Here is a 19,951-nt window from a genome sequence, read left to right as displayed (position 1 = left end):
CCCGCGAGCGCTCTCGTCTGGCTACAGCGGCCCACTGATCCCACCATCCTTGCGGACCCGCCAGAAGTGCACGGCCATGAAGATCACGATCACGAACGGCAACGCCAACACATGGAGCACGTACCAACGGATCAGCGTGTTGGATCCGATGACGTTTCCGCCGAGCAAGACGAACTGGACGTTGCTGCCGAACACCGGGGTGTAGCCGGCCATGTTTGCGCCCACCGTGACCGCCCACAGCGACAGCTGGTCCCACGGCAGCAGGTAGCCGGTGAACGAGAGCAGCAACGTGAGCAGCAACAGGACGCACCCGATGACCCAGTTGAACTCACGAGGCGGTTTGTACGCGCCGTGGTAGAAGACCCGGGCCATGTGCAAGAAGACGGACAGCACCATGAGGTGCGCGCACCATCGATGCATGTTCCGCACGAGCAGACCGAACGTCACCGACGTGCGCAGCTGGTAGATCGAGTTCCATGCCTGCGCCGTGGTCGGCTTGTAGAAGAACATCAAGAAGATGCCCGTGACGGTCAACAAGATGAACAAGAAGAAGCTGATCCCGCCCAGGCAGAGCGTGTAGCTCACTCGCACCGCGTGCCGCTTCACCTTCACCGGGTGCAGGTGGTACAGCAGGCTGTTCATGATGACGTACGAGCGGTTCCGAGGGCTGTCCTGATAGCCCTTTCGGAAGATCGAACCGGGCCGGAAGATCGAGTTCCATGCCTGGCTGCTCTGGACCCGGTTCTTCACCTGCTCGAACTGCTCGGCGGGCCCACCGCCCTTGTTCTCCATGGTGTTCGCCACGGTTCGTTCTCTCCTGACCGGTCAGCCGCGCCGGGCCAGCGGGCGGCCGAACGACGATCGGCGGACGTTGGACTGAGCCTTCTCGCGCTTGCCGCGCGTCTGCCAGATGATGAACACGACGACGAGCAGGGTCAGCCAGAAGCCGTAGATCATCGTGAGGATCAGATCGCTGACCGTCGCGCGGGTGATGGTGAGCGGGAGGTGGAGGAACCCGTTGTGCGGGCCGAGCAGGATGCGGTCCGAGCTCCACTTCCAGATGTCCTGCGAGAGCGTGAGCCACGACTGCGGCACGATGACCATCGTCCAGAGGAAGGCGAACATCGTGTAGAGCGCCGCGCCCATCGCCTCGCCCCACGTGGTCGGATGGTCAGCCTTGCGCTTGAAGGAGTAGAGCACGGGAATCGCCGCGAGGATCAGCCCCACGGCAAAGGATCCGACGAATGCGACCACTCCGGTGCCACCTCCTCGTGAATTCGCTCACATTGCCGATCGTAGGGCGAACCCCCGGAGGAGACCGCCACAAGATCGTGGTCTAGCACGCGGGTTCGCCGGGCGGCACATTCGCCGGCGCCAGGCTGCCCCAGGGGTCAGACCGACCGCGAGGCATCACCGTCGCGTGGCCACGGCGTACTTGGATCGAGATCCGATGAGCGACATAGAGTGACCCGCGTCCGGCCGCGACGAGCGAGTCGCGCCGGCACCTGGCGTGCGGAGGACTTGGTGACCGAGACACCCGACGACAACACCGACGAAGCGGCGGACGAAGCGGCTGGTGAGCCGACCGCGACCACCGACAGCGGAGCCGCGGTCGGCGGCGACGAGCACGGCGAAGCCGACGCCGGCGGCGACACGCCGGCACCCGCCGCGGCTGGCGTGCCGACGGCCCGCCCTGCAACTGGCGCGCGGGCACCGCAAGGACCGCACGACCCGATCGTCGCCGCACACCACGACACGCTCGCGGTGGCCATCGCCAAGACCCGCAAGCGCCCACCGTTTTGGGCGATGCTCGCGCTCGTCGCGCTGCCCGTGTGGGGGCTGCTGTACCTGAACGCGATGACCAAGCCCAGCGCCGGCAACAACGACCCGCTCGTCGCCGGCGGCGCCCTGTACCAGACCAACTGCTCGAGCTGCCACGGCGCGACCGGCGGTGGCGTCAGCGGACCGGTGCTCAACGGCGGCGCGGTGGTCAAGGCATTCCCGAACTACAAGGACCACCTCGACTGGGTGCACAAGGGCGCCAAGGGCTATGTCGCCGAAGGCAAGACCACCGTCGGTGCCAACAAGCTTCCGCTCGACCCCAGCGGTGCCGGCATGCCGGGCTTCGCCGGCACGCTCACCGATCAGCAGATCGCCCAGATCGTGTACTTCGAGCGGGTCCAGTTCGGCAACGAAGCTCCCAACGCGGATCTGCTCGCGCTGGCCACCGGGGGCGCCGGCGGCGCGACCGGGGGCAAGTAGCCGGCATCGGACCCGGTGTCTTCGACCCGCAGCCCGTCCTCGGAGCACCGCGACGTCCTGGTGATCGGCGCCGGGCCCGCCGGTGCCGCTGCGGCCTACTGGCTCGCGACGGCCGGCCGTGACGTCGCCTTCGTCGAACGCAAGGCGTTCCCCCGTGACAAGTCGTGCGGCGACGGCCTCACTCCGAGGGCCGTGAAGCAGGTCCAGGACATGGGCCTCGAACCGGTCATCGCCAAGTACCACCGGTGCCAGGGCTTGCGGGCCCTCGGCCACGGGATGACGCTCGAGCTGCCGTGGCCGGAGCACTCCGAGTTCCCGAACTATGGCTACGTCGTGAAGCGGTGGGACCTCGATGAGGCGGTGGCCCGCCACGCGGCCCGCGCCGGTGCCGTCTTGCACGAGGCGACCGAAGCCGTGGCCCCCCTCTTGGAAGGAGGGCTCGTTCGCGGCGCGGTGGTGAAGGACAAGCGCAGTGGCGAGCAGCGCGAGATCAGAGCCCGCTACGTGGTGGTGGCCGACGGGGCGAACTCGCGGTTCGGGCGGGCGCTCGGCACCAACCGCAACCGCGCGTACCCGATGGGCCTTGCCATCCGTGCCTACTACGAGAGCCCGATGGCGGCCGACCCGTGGATCGAGAGCTCGCTCGACGTGCGCGACCGGGCCGGCAACTCACTGCCGGGCTATGGCTGGATCTTCCCGCTGGGCGACGGAACCATCAACGTCGGCATCGGGCTGCTGTCGACGTTTCGCGACTACAAGAGCGTGAACACCACGAAGTTGATGAACGAGTGGGTGGCCACGTGCCGGCCCGAGTGGGGCATCCGCGATGCCGAGCCGCTCGGCCCCATGCTCGGCGGCCGGCTCCCGATGGCCGGGTCGGTCACCCCCAACGCCGGACCCAACTGGTTGGTGACGGGCGACGCCGCCGGTTCGATCAACCCGTTCAACGGTGAGGGCATCGATTACGCATACGAGACGTCGCGCATCGCGGCCGAGCTGATCGACGAAGCGCTCGGGACCGGTGACGGTCTCGAGCTCGCTCGCTACCCCGCGATCCTCGAGGAGCGCTACGGGCTGTACTTCAAAGTCGCCCGCCTCTTCATGAACCTGATGGGCAACCCGGCGCTGATGCGGGAGCTCACGCGTGTCGGCATGTACTCCAAGACGCTCATGGAGTGGGTGCTGGCGATCATGGCCAACGTGCTCGAGCCCGACGAGATCGGCGCAGCAGAGGCGGTGTACCGCACTGTCGCGACGTTGGCGAGGGTCATCCCCGAGCCACTCGCGAGCTGACCACACCACCGGCGCGCTCACACCTCCCCGAACCGGCTGGGGATCTGGTCGCCCCCGACCACCGCATCAGCCCCCACCGCGAACAAGGAAAGGGGTCTTGCGGACCGGTCGGGGCCGCGTCCCGCCACCGAGTGTGGTGTCCCATTCGCGGAGAATGAGTGGCGAGATGACCGCGGACCGTGCACAATGAGGCGTCGCCCGACTCGTGGGGGTGCCCGAGATGCACGTCGCGACCCGACCCGGCCGAGTCCGGGTCCTGCTCAGCGCAGCGTTGCTGCTGGCCGTGTGCGCGCTCTTCGCGCCGACGACAGCCGCGTCTGCGGCGGCCACCGCACCCTGCAACAGCAACCCCTACGGCTGCACCACCACTTCGTCACCGCCACCCGCCGCGCCGGTGTCCTGCACGCTCAGCGTGAACATCGGCGGGCCCGGCGCCCTGGTCACGTTGACGTGCACGGCGGTCGCGCCCGGCACCGCGCTGCAAGTGGTGCTCGACGGCCACACCGTGTTCCACGGGGCCACCCGGGCCGTGCCCGCCGATCTGCGCCCGGCCGCGGCGGGGGCCGCGCAACCGTTCGACGGTGCCGGCCGCGTCTCGGTGACCACCACCAAGGGCTCATACGTACGGTTCCGGGTCCCCGACCTCGCGCCCGGCGCCTATCACGTGTTCGTGGCCACCTCGTCGTCGAACGAAGCGCTGGGCACGTTCCGACTCACGGCGTTGACGGCGCGACCGGTCGGCGGTGGGAACAGCGGCGTGTCGCCGCTCGGGGTCGGCTTGCTGGTCCTGGCGGCGATCATCACCATGGCTGCCGCCAAGCGGTACCTCGGCTCACGGCGCCGGGCCCACTGACCCTGCCGCCTCGGGGAGCTCGCACGACCGCGGCCGCCGCGCGCGCCCGGCCGCGGCATGGATGTCAGGCCGAGGAGCGACGGGGGCGTGGACGGACACCGAGGATCTGGCGGACCACGCCGAGCAGCTCCTCGCGCAGCACGACCGGATCGGTCTCCACCATCAGGGTGGGCGCCCAGTCGTCGAAGCCGGTCACTGCGGCAAGCGCGGCCACCATGCGCACCTGCTCGCCCAAGTCGCTCGACATCTGCCGCACGGTCCGCTCCAGCCGTGCATGCGCCTCTTCGTGGTCGGAGAAGGCTTCTCGCGCCGCCTGGTGCGCGGCCAGGGAGGCTCGGTTGCGCACGATCATGCGGAAGAAGTCGAGCCGCTCGAACCACTGATCGACCGCCCACTCGAGGGCATCGACCCATTCGGTCGCGTCGGTCGCGCCTTCCAGGCGGTCGAGGAACTCGTGGAGCATCTCGTCCATCGGCTCGACCAGCGCGACGAGGATCTCGTCCTTGCTCTTGAAGTGGTAGTAGAGCGCGGCCTTCGTGAACCCGAGCTCGTCCGCGATCTCCCGTAGCGACGTGCCGTCGTAGCCTTGGTCGGTGAACAGCCGTGTGGCGGTCTCGAGGATCCGTTCCCGGGTGCCGAGTGGTGGCTCCGACTCCTGCTCGAGGTGGTCGCGCCGGGCCGCCTCCCTGATGTGGTGCCGCTGGCTGCGACGGGTCGGCTCCGCGCTCATGTGTCGCATGTTACTTGACGGCCGGTAAGTTCGACACTTACCTTTCGGCAAGTAACTACTTGCCGACCGGCAAGCAGCCTTCCCCACCGCCACACTGATGAGGAGATCACCATGTCCGATCTCGTGATCGAAGCCTCGGGCCTCCACAAGCGCTACGGCGACGAGATCGCCGTCGACGAGGTGAGCCTCGCCGTGCCGCAAGGCCGCATCCTCGGTGTCCTCGGCCCGAACGGCGCCGGCAAGTCGACCACCGTCCGCATGCTCACCACCATGACGCAGCCCGACGCCGGCACGGGGCGTGTGGCCGGGCTCGATATCGTCCGCGACGCACGGGCGGTCCGCCGGCTGATCGGTGTGACCGGGCAGGACGCCACCCTCGACGAGCAGCTCACCGGCCGCCAGAACCTGGTGCTCATCGGCCGCCTCTCGAAGCTCTCCCGTGGCCAGGCGCGCCGGCGCGCCGTCGAACTGCTCGACCAGTTCGAGCTCGCCGACGCCGGCGACCGCCAGGTGAAGACGTACTCGGGCGGCATGCGGCGCCGCCTCGACCTGGCGGGCAGCTTGGTCACGCGCCCGCCGGTCCTGTTCCTCGACGAGCCGACCACCGGCCTCGACCCGTCGAGCCGGCAGCGCATGTGGGACCTCATCCGCGTGCTCGTGGCCGACGGCACGACCTTGTTGCTGACCACCCAGTACCTCGACGAGGCCGACGCCCTCGCCGACACGATCTCGGTCATCGACCGCGGCACGGTCATCGCCGAAGGGACCGCCAGCGAGCTCAAGGCGCGCATCGGTGGCGAGCGGGTGGAGGTCAGGTTGAGCCAGCCTCACCCCGAGGCGGTCGCCGCGCTCTCGCCGCTTGCCACTGGAGCCGTGCAAGTGACAGACGACGGCCGTCGGCTGACCGCACCGGTCGTGCTGCGCCACGGTCTCGCCACGGCCGTCATCCGCGCGCTCGACGAGGCCGGCGTCGACGTGGACGACATCGAAGTGCACCGGCCGTCGCTCGACGACGTGTTCTTCACCCTCACCGGCGCGCCACCGGACAGCGGCGGGCCACACGACCCCAGCGCGCCGGACGCGACCGACGGCCGCTCGGCCGTCGCGGCAGCACCCGACGATTCCGAGCCCGCTCCCACCGAGGAGGCCTACGCATGACTGCAGCAGTGCTCGACCCCCGCCTCACCGCGGCCGACGCCGCCCGCCGCGACGACCGCCTCGCCACGCGAGCCCGCGACTGGCTGACCGACGTCGCCGTGCTCACCAAGCGCAACTTGGTGCACGTCGCCCGCGAGCCCGCTCAACTCTCCGACGCCACCATCCAACCCATCTTGTTCACCGGCTTGATGGTCTTCATCTTCCAAGCGTCGATGCACATCCCCGGCGGCGGCGGCTACAAGGCGTTCGCCATCGGCGGACTGATCACCATGAACCTCACGACCGCCTCGATGGGCACCGCGGTCGGCCTCAGCAGCGACCTCTCGACCGGCGTGGTGAACCGCTTCCGCACCCTTCCGATGGCGCGCAGCGCGATCCTCACCGGCCGCACGTTGTCGGACCTGTTGGCCAGCGCCCTGTGCGGGTCGATCGTGGTCGCCACCGGCCTCGCCATCGGTTGGCGACCCGAATCAGGGCTGACCGGAGTGCTGGGCGCGCTTGCCGTGGCCGTGCTGTTCGCCTACGCCCTGAGCTGGCTGACCGCGTGCTTCGGTCTGCTGGTCACCGACCCCGAGTCGGCCCAAGCGGTCGGATTCCTCGTGCTGTTCCCGATGGCGTTCGTGTCGAGCTGCTTCGCCCCCACACAGGGCATGCCGGCCTGGATGCGCACCATCGCGGACTGGAGCCCTGTGTCCGCCGTGGCCGCGTCGTGCCGGCATTTGATGGGTGATCCCAACCCCGCCGCGCTGGTGCACAACTTCCCCTCGCAGCACCCCGTGCTGGTGGCGTTGCTGTGGAGCGTGGCGATCGTGGCGGTGTGCGCGCCGATCTCGAGCCGGCTGCTGCGCCGACGCACCACCGACTGAGTCGGAGCAGGCGTTCGGGACCAAGTCCTACAGGACCCAGTGGACTCCCATCAGGCGAGCCGACCCAAGCGCCCGTGACGAGCGGCCGCTCGCCGTCGGGCGGCTCAGCAGGGATCGACCCACCCGCCGAAAGGCCGGGCGAGCGCCTCGGCCTCGGGCGGGCCCATCGAGCCCTCGTCGTAGAGGTGCACCGGCGGGGGGTCGAGCAACAGCGGCTCCACGATGCGCCACTGCTCCTCGATCGCGTCGGCCCGGCCGAACCGGCGGTGGTCGCCTGCGATGGCGTCCTCCAACAACCGTTGGTATGCGTCCTCACGGTGGCCGAGGACTTGCTCGTAGTTCACATCGAGCGCCATCGGTTGGGTGACGAGCTCGTCGCCGGGTGCCTTGGCGAGCAGGTCGAGGACGACCCCGTCGTCGGCGCCGAGACGGAACCGCAACCGGTTGGGCGCCGGCCGCTCGCCGGTCCCGTTGCCGAACAACAGGCGCGGCGGCTCGTTGAAGGTCACCACGGCCTCGGTGGCGGTCGACATGAGCGACTTGCCGGCGCGGATGAGCCACGGGACGCCCGCCCAGCGCCACGACTCGATCTCGAAGCGGATCGCCACGAACGTCTCGGTGTCCGAGTGCGGATCGACGCCGTCGATGTCCTTGTACGCACGGGCCTGCCCACGCACGATCTTCGCAGGGTCGAACGAAGGTGTCTGGCGGAACACCTTGAGCTTCTCGTCCTGCATCGCGGCCGCGTCGCTGCCCGCGGGCGGTTCCATGGCCAGCAAGGCGACGATCTGCAGGAGATGGTTCTGCACGACGTCGCGCGTCGCGCCGACCGTCTCGTAGAACCGGCCGCGGGTACCCACACCGAACTGCTCCGCCATGGTGATCTGCACGTTGGAGATGAAGTTGCGGTTCCACACCGGCTCGAGCAGCGAGTTGGCGAGCCGGAACACCAGCAGGTTCTCCACCGGCTCCTTGCCGAGGAAATGGTCGATCCGAAAGATCGCCTCCTCTGGGAACACCGAGTGGAGGCAGTCGTTCAGCCGGCGTGCGCTCACCAGATCGCGGCCGAACGGCTTCTCGACGACGACCCGGGCGTCGCGGGCGAGCCCGACCCGGCCCAGGCCCGTCACGACATCGTCGAACATGGCGGGTGGGATGGCGAGGAAGAACAGCGGCCGTTTGACGTCAGCCAGCTTGGCGGCGAGAGCATCGAAGGTCGTCGGGTCTCGGTAGTCACCGCTCACGTAGCGCATCCGCGAAGCCATGTCCGCGAAGGCCGCGCGGTCGACCTCGCCGCGTTCGGCGATCGAGTCATGCGCGCGGGACCGCAAGTCGTCGTCATCCCAGGCGGACCCCGACACGCCGATGATCTGCAGCGCGGGGCCACCGGCCTGCTCCAGCTCCCACAGCGCCGGGAAGATCTTCTTGCGGGCGAGGTCGCCGGTGGCGCCGAACAGCACGACTGCGTCGGCGTCGGTCGGCGATCGGTCGTCGCGGCTCACGGCGCGGCCCACACCATCGCTGCGGCGCGGCCAGCCGCGGCCCGCACCTCGTCGACCACTTGGTCGTCGTGTGCCAGACCCGGGAATGCGATCTCATACGCACCCGGGGCGAGGGCGACCCCTTCGTCGAGCAGCGCGTGGAAGAAGCGGGCGTAGGCGGCTTCGTCGGTGCGGCGCGCGTCGTCGTAGTCCTCAGGGAGCTCCTGGCCGAAGTAGAGACCGACGAGGGTGCGGACGACGGGCACCGACACCGGCGCGCCAACCGACGCGAACGCCTCTTGGAAGGCGCCGGCCAACGCGTGGGCTTGCGCCTCGAGCAGCGTGTACGCCGCTTCGTCGAGCAACTCGAGCACGGCCAGGCCTGCCGCGGTCGCGAGCGGATTCCCCGACAGCGTGCCCGCCTGGTACACGGGGCCCACCGGCGCGAGCACGTCCATGACCTCGGCCCGGCCGCCGAACGCGCCGATCGGCAGTCCTCCGCCGATCACTTTGCCAACGGTGGTCAGATCGGGCTGTACGCCGAAGTAGCCCTGCGCGCCGCCGTACGCGAGCCGAAAGCCCGTGATGACCTCGTCGAACAACAACAGCGCGCCGACGCGGTCGCACGCGGCGCGCAGACCCTTCAAGAAGCCGTCGCCGGGGGCGACGAGGCCCATGTTGGCGGCGACCGGTTCGACGATGACGCAAGCCACGGACTCGTCGAGGTCGGGAACGACGTTGTACGGCACGACCGAGGTCGCAGCCACCGCATCCGCCGGGACACCGGCCGAGCCGGGCACCGCGCCCGACGCCGCCACCGCGCGAGCGTCGAGCTGCGCCACGCCCGATCCCGCCTCCGCCAGCAGTGCGTCGCTGTGGCCGTGGTAGCAGCCGGCGAACTTCACGATCCGGTCGCGCCCGGTGAAGCCCCGCGCCACTCGGATCGCGCTCATGGTCGCTTCGGTGCCGCTCGACACCAACCGCACGCGCTCCATCGACGGCATCCGCTCCCGGATGGCTTCGGCCAGGAGCACTTCTCGCTCGGTCGGCGCGCCGTAGCTCGTGCCGCCTCGGGCCGCTTCGGTCACGGCGTCGACCACTGACGGGTGGGCGTGGCCGGCGACGATCGCGCCGTAGGACTGCACCAGGTCGACGAGCGCGCGGCCTTCGGCGTCGTACACGTATGCCCCCTCCGCGCGATCCACGAAGTACGGCGTGCCACCCACCGAGCGGAATGCCCGGACCGGCGAGTTCACGCCGCCAGGGATCACCGCCGCGGCCCGGGCGAACAGATCTGCGTTGGTGGTCATCGGTCTCCGCGGAGGATCGGCCGTTGGGTGGGAGCGCGCTCGCGCGCGTCCCCACCCTACGGCCACAGGCCGCTACCCAGGCCCCGAGATCGGCGCCATCGGGCGCGGCGACACCACCGCGTCAGCTCGGACAGCGAATGCCCGCGTCGAAGCTTCCGATGCCCTTGAAGATCTGCAAGGCCAGGATGTAGATCGGCTGCACGAAGAAGCGCAGCGGCTGGAGATAATCGCCCGCGGGCGCCACGAGGAACGTGCCGTCGTCGGTCGTCTCGAACCCGTTGGAGAACTGCGACAGCAGGCCAGGGTGGGTGTCGACGTACGCGTGGTAGGAGGTGATGTCGACACCGTCCCACGACACGTCGACGTCGCACGGCACCAACAAGTTGATGTCGATCCAGTTGCCGGTGCTGTTCGACGAAAGGTCGACCATGTTGATGCTGATCGGGAACGACAAGTTCTCGAGGTCGATCGGCGGGAACACCAACGGGAAGCTCGGGTTGATCGAGTCCGAGATGTGGACGGTGATCTTCAGACCGACGCCCGCCAGGTAGCCGTTGACGATGTGCGGGTCGCGGAGGCCGAACTTGACCTTGGCGAAGTCACCGCTCACGCCGACCGTCACCCCCGGATCCAGCGTGACGTTCTTCAGCCCGTCGATGTCGAGCACAATCCCGGTCGACAAGTCGAACCGGAGCCCTCCGGCGCTGGAGAACTCGATCGGCCCGATGCTCTTGCTGAAACCGCAGCCACCCTCGCTGGGCGGCTGGAGGCTCCAGTTCAAGATCTTCAGGATCTGCGTGCTGACCTCGAGGTGGAGGTTCCCCGTCGGCGCGGCTGACGGGTCGGGCTGGGTCACCTCGAACTTGCCGTCGTGGGTGTTCACGAACTGCACCGAGTGCGACAAGTTCGTGGCCGACACCTTCAACGCCGGATCCGGCTGCTCCTTGACCGTGCCGTCGTCGTCGAGCTCCGGGTGCGTCGGGTCATGGGCGAGCATCACGAAGTCGATCTCCGCGTCGAGGTCGAGCGCGTCGCGCTGGTCGCCCTCGGCGGAGTACGTGATGCCCGGCAGCGTGTTCGACGACTTGGCGCACGGCTGTGCGACCGACGAGTCCTTCGGCACGCCGGCCCCGATGAGGATGTTCATGTGGGCCGGAACGTCGCGCAGGTGCGCCTGCACTTGCGGGACGGTTCGCACGGTCTGCGTGCCCGGCTCGTACTGCCAGCTGAGGACGTTCAGCTTCACATCGTTGATCGACTGCGAGTTGTCCTGCTGATGGTTCGTGCCGAGCAGCGTCATGTCCATGATCGTCTGCTTGGACCCGTCGGGACCCGGCTTGGTCGAGTCCAAGTTGAACTCGAAGCCTGGCGGCAAGTTGGAGATCGTGCCCGTCAGCTGCAAGGCGCACTGCGAGCACGGCGCGGGGTCGATCGGCGTGGAGGACCCGTTCTGGTTCTTTCGCTTCGGCACGCCGGCCCCCACGTCGAGTTCGACCCCACCGCTCAGCGGCGCGCTCCCCTCCACGCGCATGTCGAAGTACGTGCCGTCGTCGCCACCGGTCGAGTCGTTGCCCTTGGCGATCGGCAACACGTTCACGCCGTAGCCAGCTGGCACGCCACGGAGCACCGCTTGGACGCGGATGTCCTTCGACAAGTCGCGGTTGCCGTTGTCGTCGACCGAGTTCTTCAAGTCGATGTCGACGGAGAGGTCGGCGCTCCCGCCGGGCGGCTGGTAGTCGGTGAACGTGAGGAAGCTCGGGTCGTTGGTGCCTCGCGTCGCGGTCGTGATCTTGTCGACCAGCAAGTCGAGCGTGCTCGGCGCGCCGAGCAGCAGCAGACCCACCTTCTTGTTTCCGAGCGTCGAGCTGTCACGCAACATCACGCCGACGGGACGGTTGGCCGGGAGCGACACCGTGTCGAGCTCGCCGGCGTGGCCGAGCGCGATCTCGAGGTTGGTGTCGAGGTGCCCACCTGGGGTCTGGTAGTGGACTTGCGTGTCGCCCTCAACCAGGCCGAGGACCAGGTGCAAGTCGGGCGTCAGCTTGTTGATGGTGCCGCGCACCCGCGCTTCAGAGCTGTCCTCGGACGTGAAGTCGAGGTTCGTGCCCACGTCGTCGAGCTCGCTGGCCAGCGCCAACTTCGTCTCGACCCCAGTCGTCTTGCTGTCGGGATCGGCCGGGTTCTCGTGGCGGACGTCGAGCTGGAACAGCTTCACGCCCGCGATGCGGACGCTGGCGGCTGTGCCCTTCGTCGGCGAGCTCGCGCGCTTGTCGGACTCGACCGACAAGCTGTTGGCGGCGGGCACGTCCGGCACCGTCCCGTTGGGATGATCGGTGAAGGCCACCGCCACCGATCCGATCGGGGTCGACGTCGGCGTGTCCTCGGCCAGGCCGACTTGGGTCAGGGGCGTCGTCGTGTCGGCAAGGTCGCTGAAGCGCAGACGGTTGGGGTCGATCGCGGCCCCGAACTGCAGCGGCAGCTGCCGCAAGTCCGCGTTGATGCCACTGCTGGCGGTGCATGCGCCGGAGCCGACGCTCTGCGACAAGATGCTGGCAGCGACTTGGCCGATCTCGGAGTCCGCCCGGTACTTCACCTGCTTGGTGTGACCGTTGACGAACATCTCCATGTGTTGCGGGATCGGCCCGGTGTGCGTGCTCGGGTCCCGGCCCGCGTTCAACACCGTGAGGTTGTTCGGGTCCGGGTCGCCGTTGGCGAGCTTGCCTTGCACGCGGACCGTCGCCTTGTCGATGGGACCGGACGCGTCATACACCACCGAGTGGGTGTTCTCCGGTGAACCGCAATCATCGGTGGTTCCGGTCTGGCGACGGTGGTACGAGACGTCCACGTCCTTGGGCACGTTGAGCACCTCGGCGTCGACCGTCGACTCCGGGTTGTCGAACTGGACCGTGGTGGCCCGGTCGAGGTCGTTCACGACCTTGGCGTGCAGGTCGAGTGCGCCCTTGTCCAAGCCGTCACTGGTGAGCGACACGTCAGTCCGCTTCAGACCCGCGTACTGCGCCTCGAGCGCGAGGCGGTCGTCGTCGGTCGAAGCCGTGTTGTCGGGCCCCTTGTCGCTCCTCACCACCGCGTACTGCGCGGTGGACGGTCGGGTGGTGTCATCGAGCGACAGGAAGTCGCTGTTCTTCGCGTAACGGATGAACGCAGTGCCGAGCTGTGCGGACCCATCCGCCGCGTCGGGTGCCGACTTCGCGTCGAAGTCGATCGCGTCGGTGCCGCCAAGCCCGACGACATGGTGCGAGACCGTCGCGGTGAGCGACGGGGGCAGCGACGTGACGTTGCCGCTGAGCTTGCTGGTGCCCGAGTCGCTCTTGTCGAAGAAGTCGACGGACAGGTCGTGCGCCTCGCTCGACGCGTCGTACGTGAGCCCGACGTCGAGGTTCTTGCCCTTCGGTTGTGGCGGCGTGTTCAACGAATCGCCGGCGAGGTTGGCGTCGAGCTTCACTTGTCCCGGCACGTCGTTCACTTGCGCCGACAAGCTGCGTTGCACATCGCCCGCTGTCTGCTCGACGGTGCCGAACGCGAATGTCGGCACGACCACCAACGTGTTGGGGTCCGCGGCTTTCGAAGCCCGGTAGTCGACGCTCACGTGGCGTGGGTTGGCGTTGGGAAGCGGCAGCGTGGCCACGACGTCGACTTTGGTCGGGAGGTTGCGCACGTCAGCCGTGAACGTGTTGACCGTCTGCTCGGCGGGTGGTTTCAAGAAGTCCTCGACGGTCGGGAAGTCGAAGCCCTCCAAGGTGAGGTGGTCGACGTTGGCGTTGGCGCCATAGTGCGCGGTCCAGCGGTTCAAGTCGTCCTGCTTCAAGATGTCGATGTTCAATGCGGTCGGCAGCTTGTCCACCGTGGCCAGGAACGACTGCACCGGGCAGCACGGCGAGAGCGGATCAGCAGGGCTGAACTGACGGGTGATGCCCAACTTGAACTTCGAAGGACTCGAGGTGGTCATGTCGTTGATGAACCGCGCGCTGTTCTTGCCGACCGCCGCTTCGGATGTCCGGATGTCGAGGGTGCCCTTGGTGGTCTGCGGCACTCCGACGAAGTTGAGGTAGGCGGCGGTGGTCTCGGGGGTGCTCAGCGCGCCCGTGTCGGCGCGCAGCACCTTGGTCACGCCCGCCATCGCGAGGCTCTCTGGGCCAGCGCCCTGCTGGGTCAGCGTGTACGCGATCTTCGGGTCGCCCTTGGTGGCGTCGGTGAGGTTCGTCACCGTGGCGAGCATCGAGTTGTGCCGCGGCAGAGTGAACCCGCCATACGTGCTACCGAACCCGAGGTGCACGCGCATGTTTGCGAGCGGCACGTCCCACGTCGCCCACACGTCGGCCGTGACCGGCGGCGGCGAACCCAACGGGTTGAGCAAGGGCGGCAAGCGGTCGAGCGTGAAGCCCATCGTGACGCCCGTCGGGTACTGGAGGTTCACCGACGGGGCGAGCTGGGCCGAGAGGTCTGGCTGCGCATCGCCTTGCACGTCGAGAAGCACGGGAAGACCGATCAAGGTGCGAGTGCATCTGACCGCGCCGCCGGTCTTGGCGCCCCGGTAGCAAACCTCGTACGTGGTCGAGTCGAGCACCGAGCGGATCGTGTTGATCAGGTCCGTGATCGACGGGAGCGAGAGGTCGGGCAGCGGCGGCAGCGAGATCGGCAGCGGCGGCAGTTGGAGCAGGTCGGCGAGCGATGGCAGCTTGGGCAGCCCGATGCCTTGGAGCGCGGAGACGAGGTTGTTGATCAACTGCGTCGCCGGGGTGAGGATGCCGAGGTCCGACGGGATCGAGATGGTCGGCACGGTGAGGTGCTGGAGTGCGTCGAGGCCCACGCCCCGAAGCGCGTCGCCCACCACGTCGGGGAGGGGGATCTGCGGCGCGACCGCAGGGGTGCTCGGCTGGCTGGTGGGCTTGTTGTGGAAGACCGTCAGGGCGAGCATCGACTTGACGGTGTCGTCGGGGAACGCTTCGGGCGGGCTCTTGCTCGTGTCCATGCCGAATGACGCATCCATCGTCTTCAACACGTCGAACAGCTTGCTGACGAGGCAGCCACGGGTGAGTGTGTCCTTCGTCGCGTCGTTGAAGCCCGGCTCGGCCGCGATGTCGGCCGGGATGGCGTCGGCGTCCAGGTACGACTGCAAGTTGAAGGTCGGGTCCTGCCCTTCGATCCGAGCCGCCCACCGATTGGCGAAGTCGGTCTGCTCTTGTGCCGTCGCGGTCACGTCGGGCGTGCACGAGTACATGGGCGGCGGGGGGTCGGCCGCCGCGGCCGGTTCCCGGTTCGCGGTGGCGGACTCGTCCGCCGCGCCAGCACGTCGAGCGGTGATCGCCGGCGAGAGCGTCGCGACCAGCAACACCAAGAAGAACAGGAGTCCCAACGCCGCCCGACGCCCCGTCGGGAAGGTCGACCGTTTCGTTCCCATGTGCTCGCTCCTCGTCTCGGTCCGTGTCGCCAGGGTCAAGTGCTGGGTGGGTCGGATGCCGCGCATCAGCCGTGCTCGATCACCAGTTGCGCGAGTCGCAGCGCGTCGCGGCGGGCCTGTACGCCGCCCGCGTCGTGCTGCACCCGGATCTCGAAGCGCAGGCTCCCGGCTCTCACGAGCAACCGGGTGCCGTCGGGGCGTGGTGCGGTCAGATAGGCCTGATCACCGATCCCCGCGACGGGCTCGGCGTACTGGCCTTGCGACAGCCCCGACTGGGTGAACGCCACCGCCAGCTCGCGGTTGAACGTGGCGTTCGGCGCCAGCGCGCCGTCGGCGGGATGGAAGCTGCAGCTCGCCGCGTCACGATCGACCTGGATGCCGAGCACGTCGGCGACCTGCGCCGCGGTGATCGGGCACCCGATCGTGCCGCTCGCCGGTTGTCGCACACCTTGCACGACCCGCGCGTCGGCGTCGCCGCTGCCGCTGCATGCAGCAAGGACGGTGACCGTGGCGAGCGCGAGCGCGAGCGCGACAGCAGACCGTCGTGGCCGAACCAGGTCGCTCGTCACGTCAAACGATCGCTCGCCCATCGCACCCCTCTGCGCTGGCACCCAAATGTACCTTTCGTGTGTTTTGCGTCAACCCCTTAGGTGTGCCACCGGGTGTGCCATCGCCGCGGCCGGACGCGCTCGTGCGGCAGACGGGTGCGGCAGTTGGGCGTCGAGCGGCGGTCGCCGCGCCGCGCCATGACGTCGGGAACTGCCGTGGTGAGGTGGTGGGCGCGGCGACCTCGGCCTGCGCCGACCCGTCAGGCCAGACGCTCGGCGAGATCGCGGGCGAAGTACGTGAGGATGAGGTCGGCGCCAGCCCGCTTGATGGCCCCGATCTGCTCGGCCGCGACGGCCGGGCCGTCGATCCAGCCACGCTCGGCTGCCGCCATCACCATGGCGTACTCACCCGAGACGTGGTAGGCGGCCAGCGGCGCGTCGACCTCGGCGCGGGCCCTGGTGAGGATGTCGAGGTACGGCAGCGCCGGCTTCACCATCACCATGTCGGCGCCCTCTTCGAGATCCGCACGGATCTCCTCGAGCGCCTCACGGGCGTTGGCCGGATCCTGTTGATACGCCCGGCGATCACCGCCTCCCGCGATCTCGACGTCGACCGCGTCGCGGAACGGGCCGTACAAGGCCGAGGCGTACTTGGCGGCGTACGCGAGGATCGGGACCTCGAGGTAGCCGGCCTGGTCGAGCGCGGCCCTGATGGCGGCGACCTGCCCGTCCATCATCCCCGAGGGGGCCACGACGTCGACGCCCGCGTCGGCCTGCACCACGGCCACTTCGCCATACCGCTCGAGGGTGGCGTCGTTGTCGACCTCGCCCGACGGGGCGACGATCCCGCAATGACCGTGGTCGGTGTACTCGTCGAGACAGAGGTCGGCGAACACGACCATGTCGTCGCCCAGGTCGTCGCGCAGCTCCCGGAGCGCCACTTGCACGATGCCGGCGGGGTCGCTCGCGCCGGACCCGACCGCGTCCTTGCGCTCGGGGACGCCGAACAGGATCACGCCCGAGATCCCGAGGTTGTGCAGCTCGGCGACTTCCTTGCGCAGCGATGCAACCGTGTGCTGGACCACACCGGGCAACGAGGCGACCGGCTGTGGCTCGTCGATCCCTTCGCGCACGAAGAGGGGCGCGATCAGGTCGTCGACCCCGAGGCGCGACTCCGCGACGAGGCGGCGCAGGGCTGCGGTGCGGCGCAGCCGGCGGAGTCGGCGCTGCGGGAACGGCATCGCCCCAGCGTACGTCGCGCCACGGCGAGCCAGCGCGGCCAGACGGTCGGACGTGGCGGTGCGTTGCTACACGGGCGGACCGACCGAGGCGTCCCGTGTGAGCGCGCCCACCAGCGCATCGACCAGGCCGTCGATGGTGTGGGGCTCGGCGACCGCGTCGACCTGGAGCCCCGCGTCTCGGGCGGTCGCCGCCGTGATCGGGCCGATGGCGACGACGACGGGCGACACCTGTGCGCTCGCCCCGCGGGTGCCAGCGACGGTCAAGTAGTTGGTGACCGTCGACGACGACGTGAAGCACACCGCGTCGGCGGTCGACGCCGCGGCGAGCGCACTGGGGTCGGGGCGACCCGGGACCGTCCGGTACGCGTCGACCACGTGGACGTCCCACCCTCGCGCCCGCAACCCGTCGGGCAGCACGTCGCGAGCCACCGCTGCCCGGGGGAGCAGGATCCGACCGCCGGCTGCGGGCGCCGGAGGGAACACCGCGAGGAGGCCTTCAGCTACGAACCGGTCGGGAACCAGGTCGGGCAGCACGCGGTACCGGGCGAGGGCCGCCGCCGTTTCGGACCCGATCGCGGCCACTTGCACGCCGCCGAGGAGGCGCGCGTCGGGGATCTCTTCGAACGTCCGGTGCACGCCGTTGGCCGACGTGAACACGACCCAGTCGAACCGGGCGGGCCCGGCGCCGGGCGCCAACTGCGCCACCGCCGAGCGCAGCGCCGCTCCCCCGTCGTCGGGGGGACCGATCTCGATGGCGGGCACTTCGATCACGTCGGCGCCGAGCTCCCGCAACCGCGCCGACAGCACGCTGGCCTGGGCGCGGGAGCGAGTGACCACGACCCGGCGACCGAACAGCGGGCGCGAGGTGAACCAGTCGAGGTCGATCGCCGCGACTTCACCCACGACGATGACCGACGGCGACTCGAGATCGTGTTCGGCGAGCGTGGCGAGGGTGGCACGGACGGTGTGCTGCTCGGGCCGGGTCCCCCAGCGCACGGCGGCCGCCGGTGTGTCGGGGGGACGGCCCGCGGCCAACAGGCGCTCTGCGATCCGGGGCCAGCGGCCGACCCCCATCAGGATCACGATCGTGCCGCCGACCCGCGACACCGCCTCCCAGTCGACCGACCCCTCCGGCCCCGCTCGGCTGGGATCTTCGTGGCCCGTCACCACCGTGAAGGAGGTGGAGGAATGCCGCCGGGTCACCGGGATGCCGGCGTACGCCGGTGCCGCGATGGCCGACGTGATGCCAGGCACGATCTCGAACGCCACGCCGGCGGCCGCCAGCGCGGCGGCTTCCTCCGCGCCCCGGGCGAACACGAAGGGATCGCCCCCCTTGAGCCGTACGACCTGCTGTCCGGCTCTGCCTCGGTGGACCAGCAGCTCGTTGATGGCCTCTTGCGCCATGGTGACCCGGCCCGGCGCCTTGCCGACACCGATCCGCTCCGCGTGCGCGGGCGCGAGGTCGAGCAGCCCGGCGATCGACAGCCGGTCGTAGACCACCACGTCGGCGCTGGCCAGGACCTCCGCACCGCGCACGGTGAGGAGCCCAGGGTCGCCGGGGCCCGCGCCCACGAGGTAGACGGTCACCGCGCCAGCGTACGGCCCCGCGAGATCTGGCCTCGCGTGCGAATCCGCCCGTCCAGCCCATCCGGAACCGGTGGTGCCAAGGCTGGGCCCACGGGGGATGCGGTCCACGGGGGATGCGGTCCACGGCGATCGCCCGCGACGCGCGTCCTACCGGAGCCGGGCCTCGAGCCCGTCGAGGCCGGCGAGGCCGCCACTACGCTCGACGCGATGCCCGACGCTCCGCCGGATCCGTCTGCGCCTGGCCCTGGTTGGGGCCACTTCCTGAGCGCCAACCAACGCCGAGCGCTCGACCAGGCCCTGCAGCAGGAGCTCGATGCCCGCCGCGCCGGCGATGGTCCGCAACTCGACTTCGACGCGGATGCCGGCCGCCTGACGGTGACCAGCAACGGCCCCGAGGCCGACGTGGTCGATTTGGCCGACTTGGCACGGGCGGTCGCCGAGCACGGCGAGGGCCCGCTCGACGTCGACGAGATCGTCGAGGCCTGGTTCGCCGCCGTCCTCGACGCGCCGGCAGCCGCCGACGCGCTGCTCGACCGACCCGACGACGCCCGCGCCGCGCTGCGCGTCCGCATCATCCGCGACGACGACCTCGCCGGCGCACCCGCCCTCGTCCGCACCGACGCGTTCCCCGGCCTCAGCGCGGTCCTGTTACTCGAGCTCGACGCTTCGCTCGCGACCGTCCCGGCGGCCCGGGTGGCCGAGCTGGGTCCGGTCGACGACTTGTTCGCCCGCGCGCTGGCCAACGTCGCCGCCCTCGACGAGCCCGACGTCGGCCGCGCCGAGTTCGACGCCGAGCTCTCGGTCGTGACGGTCACCTCGGACTCGCCGTTCGCCTCGTGCCATGCCCTGTGGCCTGACCGCTTCGCACCCGTCGGCGCCGACGGGGCGCTGCTGGCCGTCCCGACCGAGAACCTGGTGCTGATCCACCCGCTGCACGACGCGTCGGCCAACCGGGCTGTCGGCACGATGGCGCTCGAAGCGCGCCACCACCACGAGCTCGGTCCGGCGTCGCTCAGCCCCGACCTGTTCTGGTGGCGGCCCGGCGAGGTGGAACACGTCCCCACCAGCTTCGACGGGGTCACGGTCCACGTCACCCCGTCCGAGGCCCTCCTCGACGTCCTCGCCCAACTCGCCCCCGAACCTTCCGAACCCCCCGAACCCCCCGAACCCCCCGAACCCCCGAACCCCCCCGAGGTGTGAGCA

Annotated in this window: 15 protein-coding genes; 6 read left to right on the top strand and 9 right to left on the bottom strand. The window is 69.5% G+C overall.

What is annotated here, in order from left to right; genetic code table 11:
* Window positions 1–21 precede the first annotated feature (21 nt).
* Entirely contained in the window at window positions 22–804 is a 783-nt protein-coding gene (extP, locus tag VHA73_09765; protein ID HVX18308.1) for a selenite/tellurite reduction operon b-type cytochrome ExtP, read from the bottom strand.
* A gap of 21 nt (window positions 805–825) precedes the next feature.
* The gene (locus VHA73_09760; protein ID HVX18307.1) at window positions 826–1,254 is read right to left on the bottom strand and encodes a hypothetical protein; all 429 of its coding nucleotides are present in this window, start codon (window positions 1,252–1,254) and stop codon (window positions 826–828) included.
* A gap of 270 nt (window positions 1,255–1,524) precedes the next feature.
* On the opposite strand from VHA73_09760, the gene VHA73_09755 reads away from it, so the two are divergent.
* The 3 genes from VHA73_09755 to VHA73_09745 all read left to right on the top strand — a co-directional run bounded on the left by VHA73_09755 (window position 1,525) and on the right by VHA73_09745 (window position 4,408).
* Window positions 1,525–2,262, top strand: a complete 738-nt coding sequence (locus tag VHA73_09755) for a cytochrome c (protein ID HVX18306.1) — start codon at window positions 1,525–1,527, stop codon at window positions 2,260–2,262.
* Window positions 2,263–2,277: 15 nt separating this feature from the next.
* A complete protein-coding gene (locus VHA73_09750) occupies window positions 2,278–3,555 on the top strand; it encodes a geranylgeranyl reductase family protein (GenBank protein ID HVX18305.1) in 1,278 nt (425 codons plus the stop codon).
* Between the two features lie 220 nt (window positions 3,556–3,775).
* Window positions 3,776–4,408: a hypothetical protein gene (locus tag VHA73_09745; protein HVX18304.1), complete on the top strand. Its 633-nt coding sequence runs from the start codon at window positions 3,776–3,778 to the stop codon at window positions 4,406–4,408.
* Between the two features lie 64 nt (window positions 4,409–4,472).
* Here VHA73_09745 and VHA73_09740 read toward each other — a convergent pair whose 3' ends face one another.
* Window positions 4,473–5,138: a helix-turn-helix domain-containing protein gene (locus VHA73_09740; protein HVX18303.1), complete on the bottom strand. Its 666-nt coding sequence runs from the start codon at window positions 5,136–5,138 to the stop codon at window positions 4,473–4,475.
* 111 nt (window positions 5,139–5,249) lie between these two features.
* On the opposite strand from VHA73_09740, the gene VHA73_09735 reads away from it, so the two are divergent.
* Both VHA73_09735 and VHA73_09730 read left to right on the top strand, forming a co-directional pair.
* Window positions 5,250–6,296 carry an ATP-binding cassette domain-containing protein gene (locus VHA73_09735; GenBank protein ID HVX18302.1) on the top strand — a complete coding sequence of 349 codons (1,047 nt, stop codon included), beginning with the start codon at window positions 5,250–5,252 and terminating at the stop codon, window positions 6,294–6,296.
* Window positions 6,293–7,162 (top strand): ABC transporter permease, encoded by an 870-nt coding sequence (locus tag VHA73_09730; GenBank protein HVX18301.1) that lies wholly within the window; start codon window positions 6,293–6,295, stop codon window positions 7,160–7,162. Before VHA73_09735 ends, VHA73_09730 begins: the two co-directional genes overlap by 4 nt.
* A gap of 104 nt (window positions 7,163–7,266) precedes the next feature.
* Here VHA73_09730 and zwf read toward each other — a convergent pair whose 3' ends face one another.
* The 6 genes from zwf to cobA form a co-directional block, all read right to left on the bottom strand.
* Window positions 7,267–8,664 (bottom strand): glucose-6-phosphate dehydrogenase, encoded by a 1,398-nt coding sequence (zwf, locus tag VHA73_09725; protein ID HVX18300.1) that lies wholly within the window; start codon window positions 8,662–8,664, stop codon window positions 7,267–7,269.
* Window positions 8,661–9,953, bottom strand: a complete 1,293-nt coding sequence (hemL, locus tag VHA73_09720) for a glutamate-1-semialdehyde 2,1-aminomutase (protein ID HVX18299.1) — start codon at window positions 9,951–9,953, stop codon at window positions 8,661–8,663. The genes zwf and hemL overlap by 4 nt, the downstream gene beginning before the upstream one ends.
* A gap of 121 nt (window positions 9,954–10,074) precedes the next feature.
* Window positions 10,075–15,372, bottom strand: coding sequence for a hypothetical protein (locus VHA73_09715; GenBank protein HVX18298.1), 5,298 nt, complete (start codon window positions 15,370–15,372; stop codon window positions 10,075–10,077).
* Window positions 15,373–15,437: 65 nt separating this feature from the next.
* Window positions 15,438–15,962 (bottom strand): hypothetical protein, encoded by a 525-nt coding sequence (locus VHA73_09710; protein HVX18297.1) that lies wholly within the window; start codon window positions 15,960–15,962, stop codon window positions 15,438–15,440.
* 218 nt (window positions 15,963–16,180) lie between these two features.
* On the bottom strand, window positions 16,181–17,161 hold the full coding sequence (hemB, locus tag VHA73_09705; protein HVX18296.1) for a porphobilinogen synthase: 981 nt from the start codon (window positions 17,159–17,161) through the stop codon (window positions 16,181–16,183).
* A gap of 66 nt (window positions 17,162–17,227) precedes the next feature.
* Window positions 17,228–18,748 carry a uroporphyrinogen-III C-methyltransferase gene (gene cobA, locus VHA73_09700; GenBank protein HVX18295.1) on the bottom strand — a complete coding sequence of 507 codons (1,521 nt, stop codon included), beginning with the start codon at window positions 18,746–18,748 and terminating at the stop codon, window positions 17,228–17,230.
* Window positions 18,749–18,955: 207 nt separating this feature from the next.
* Between cobA and VHA73_09695 the strand changes: the two genes are divergently transcribed.
* Window positions 18,956–19,948: a hypothetical protein gene (locus VHA73_09695; protein HVX18294.1), complete on the top strand. Its 993-nt coding sequence runs from the start codon at window positions 18,956–18,958 to the stop codon at window positions 19,946–19,948.
* The last annotated feature ends 3 nt before the right edge of the window (window positions 19,949–19,951 follow it).

The organism is Acidimicrobiales bacterium, from assembly GCA_035547835.1.
In the GTDB taxonomy this organism is placed as follows: domain Bacteria; phylum Actinomycetota; class Acidimicrobiia; order Acidimicrobiales; family Iamiaceae; genus DASZTW01.
This window is presented reverse-complemented; position numbering and strand designations above follow the sequence as displayed.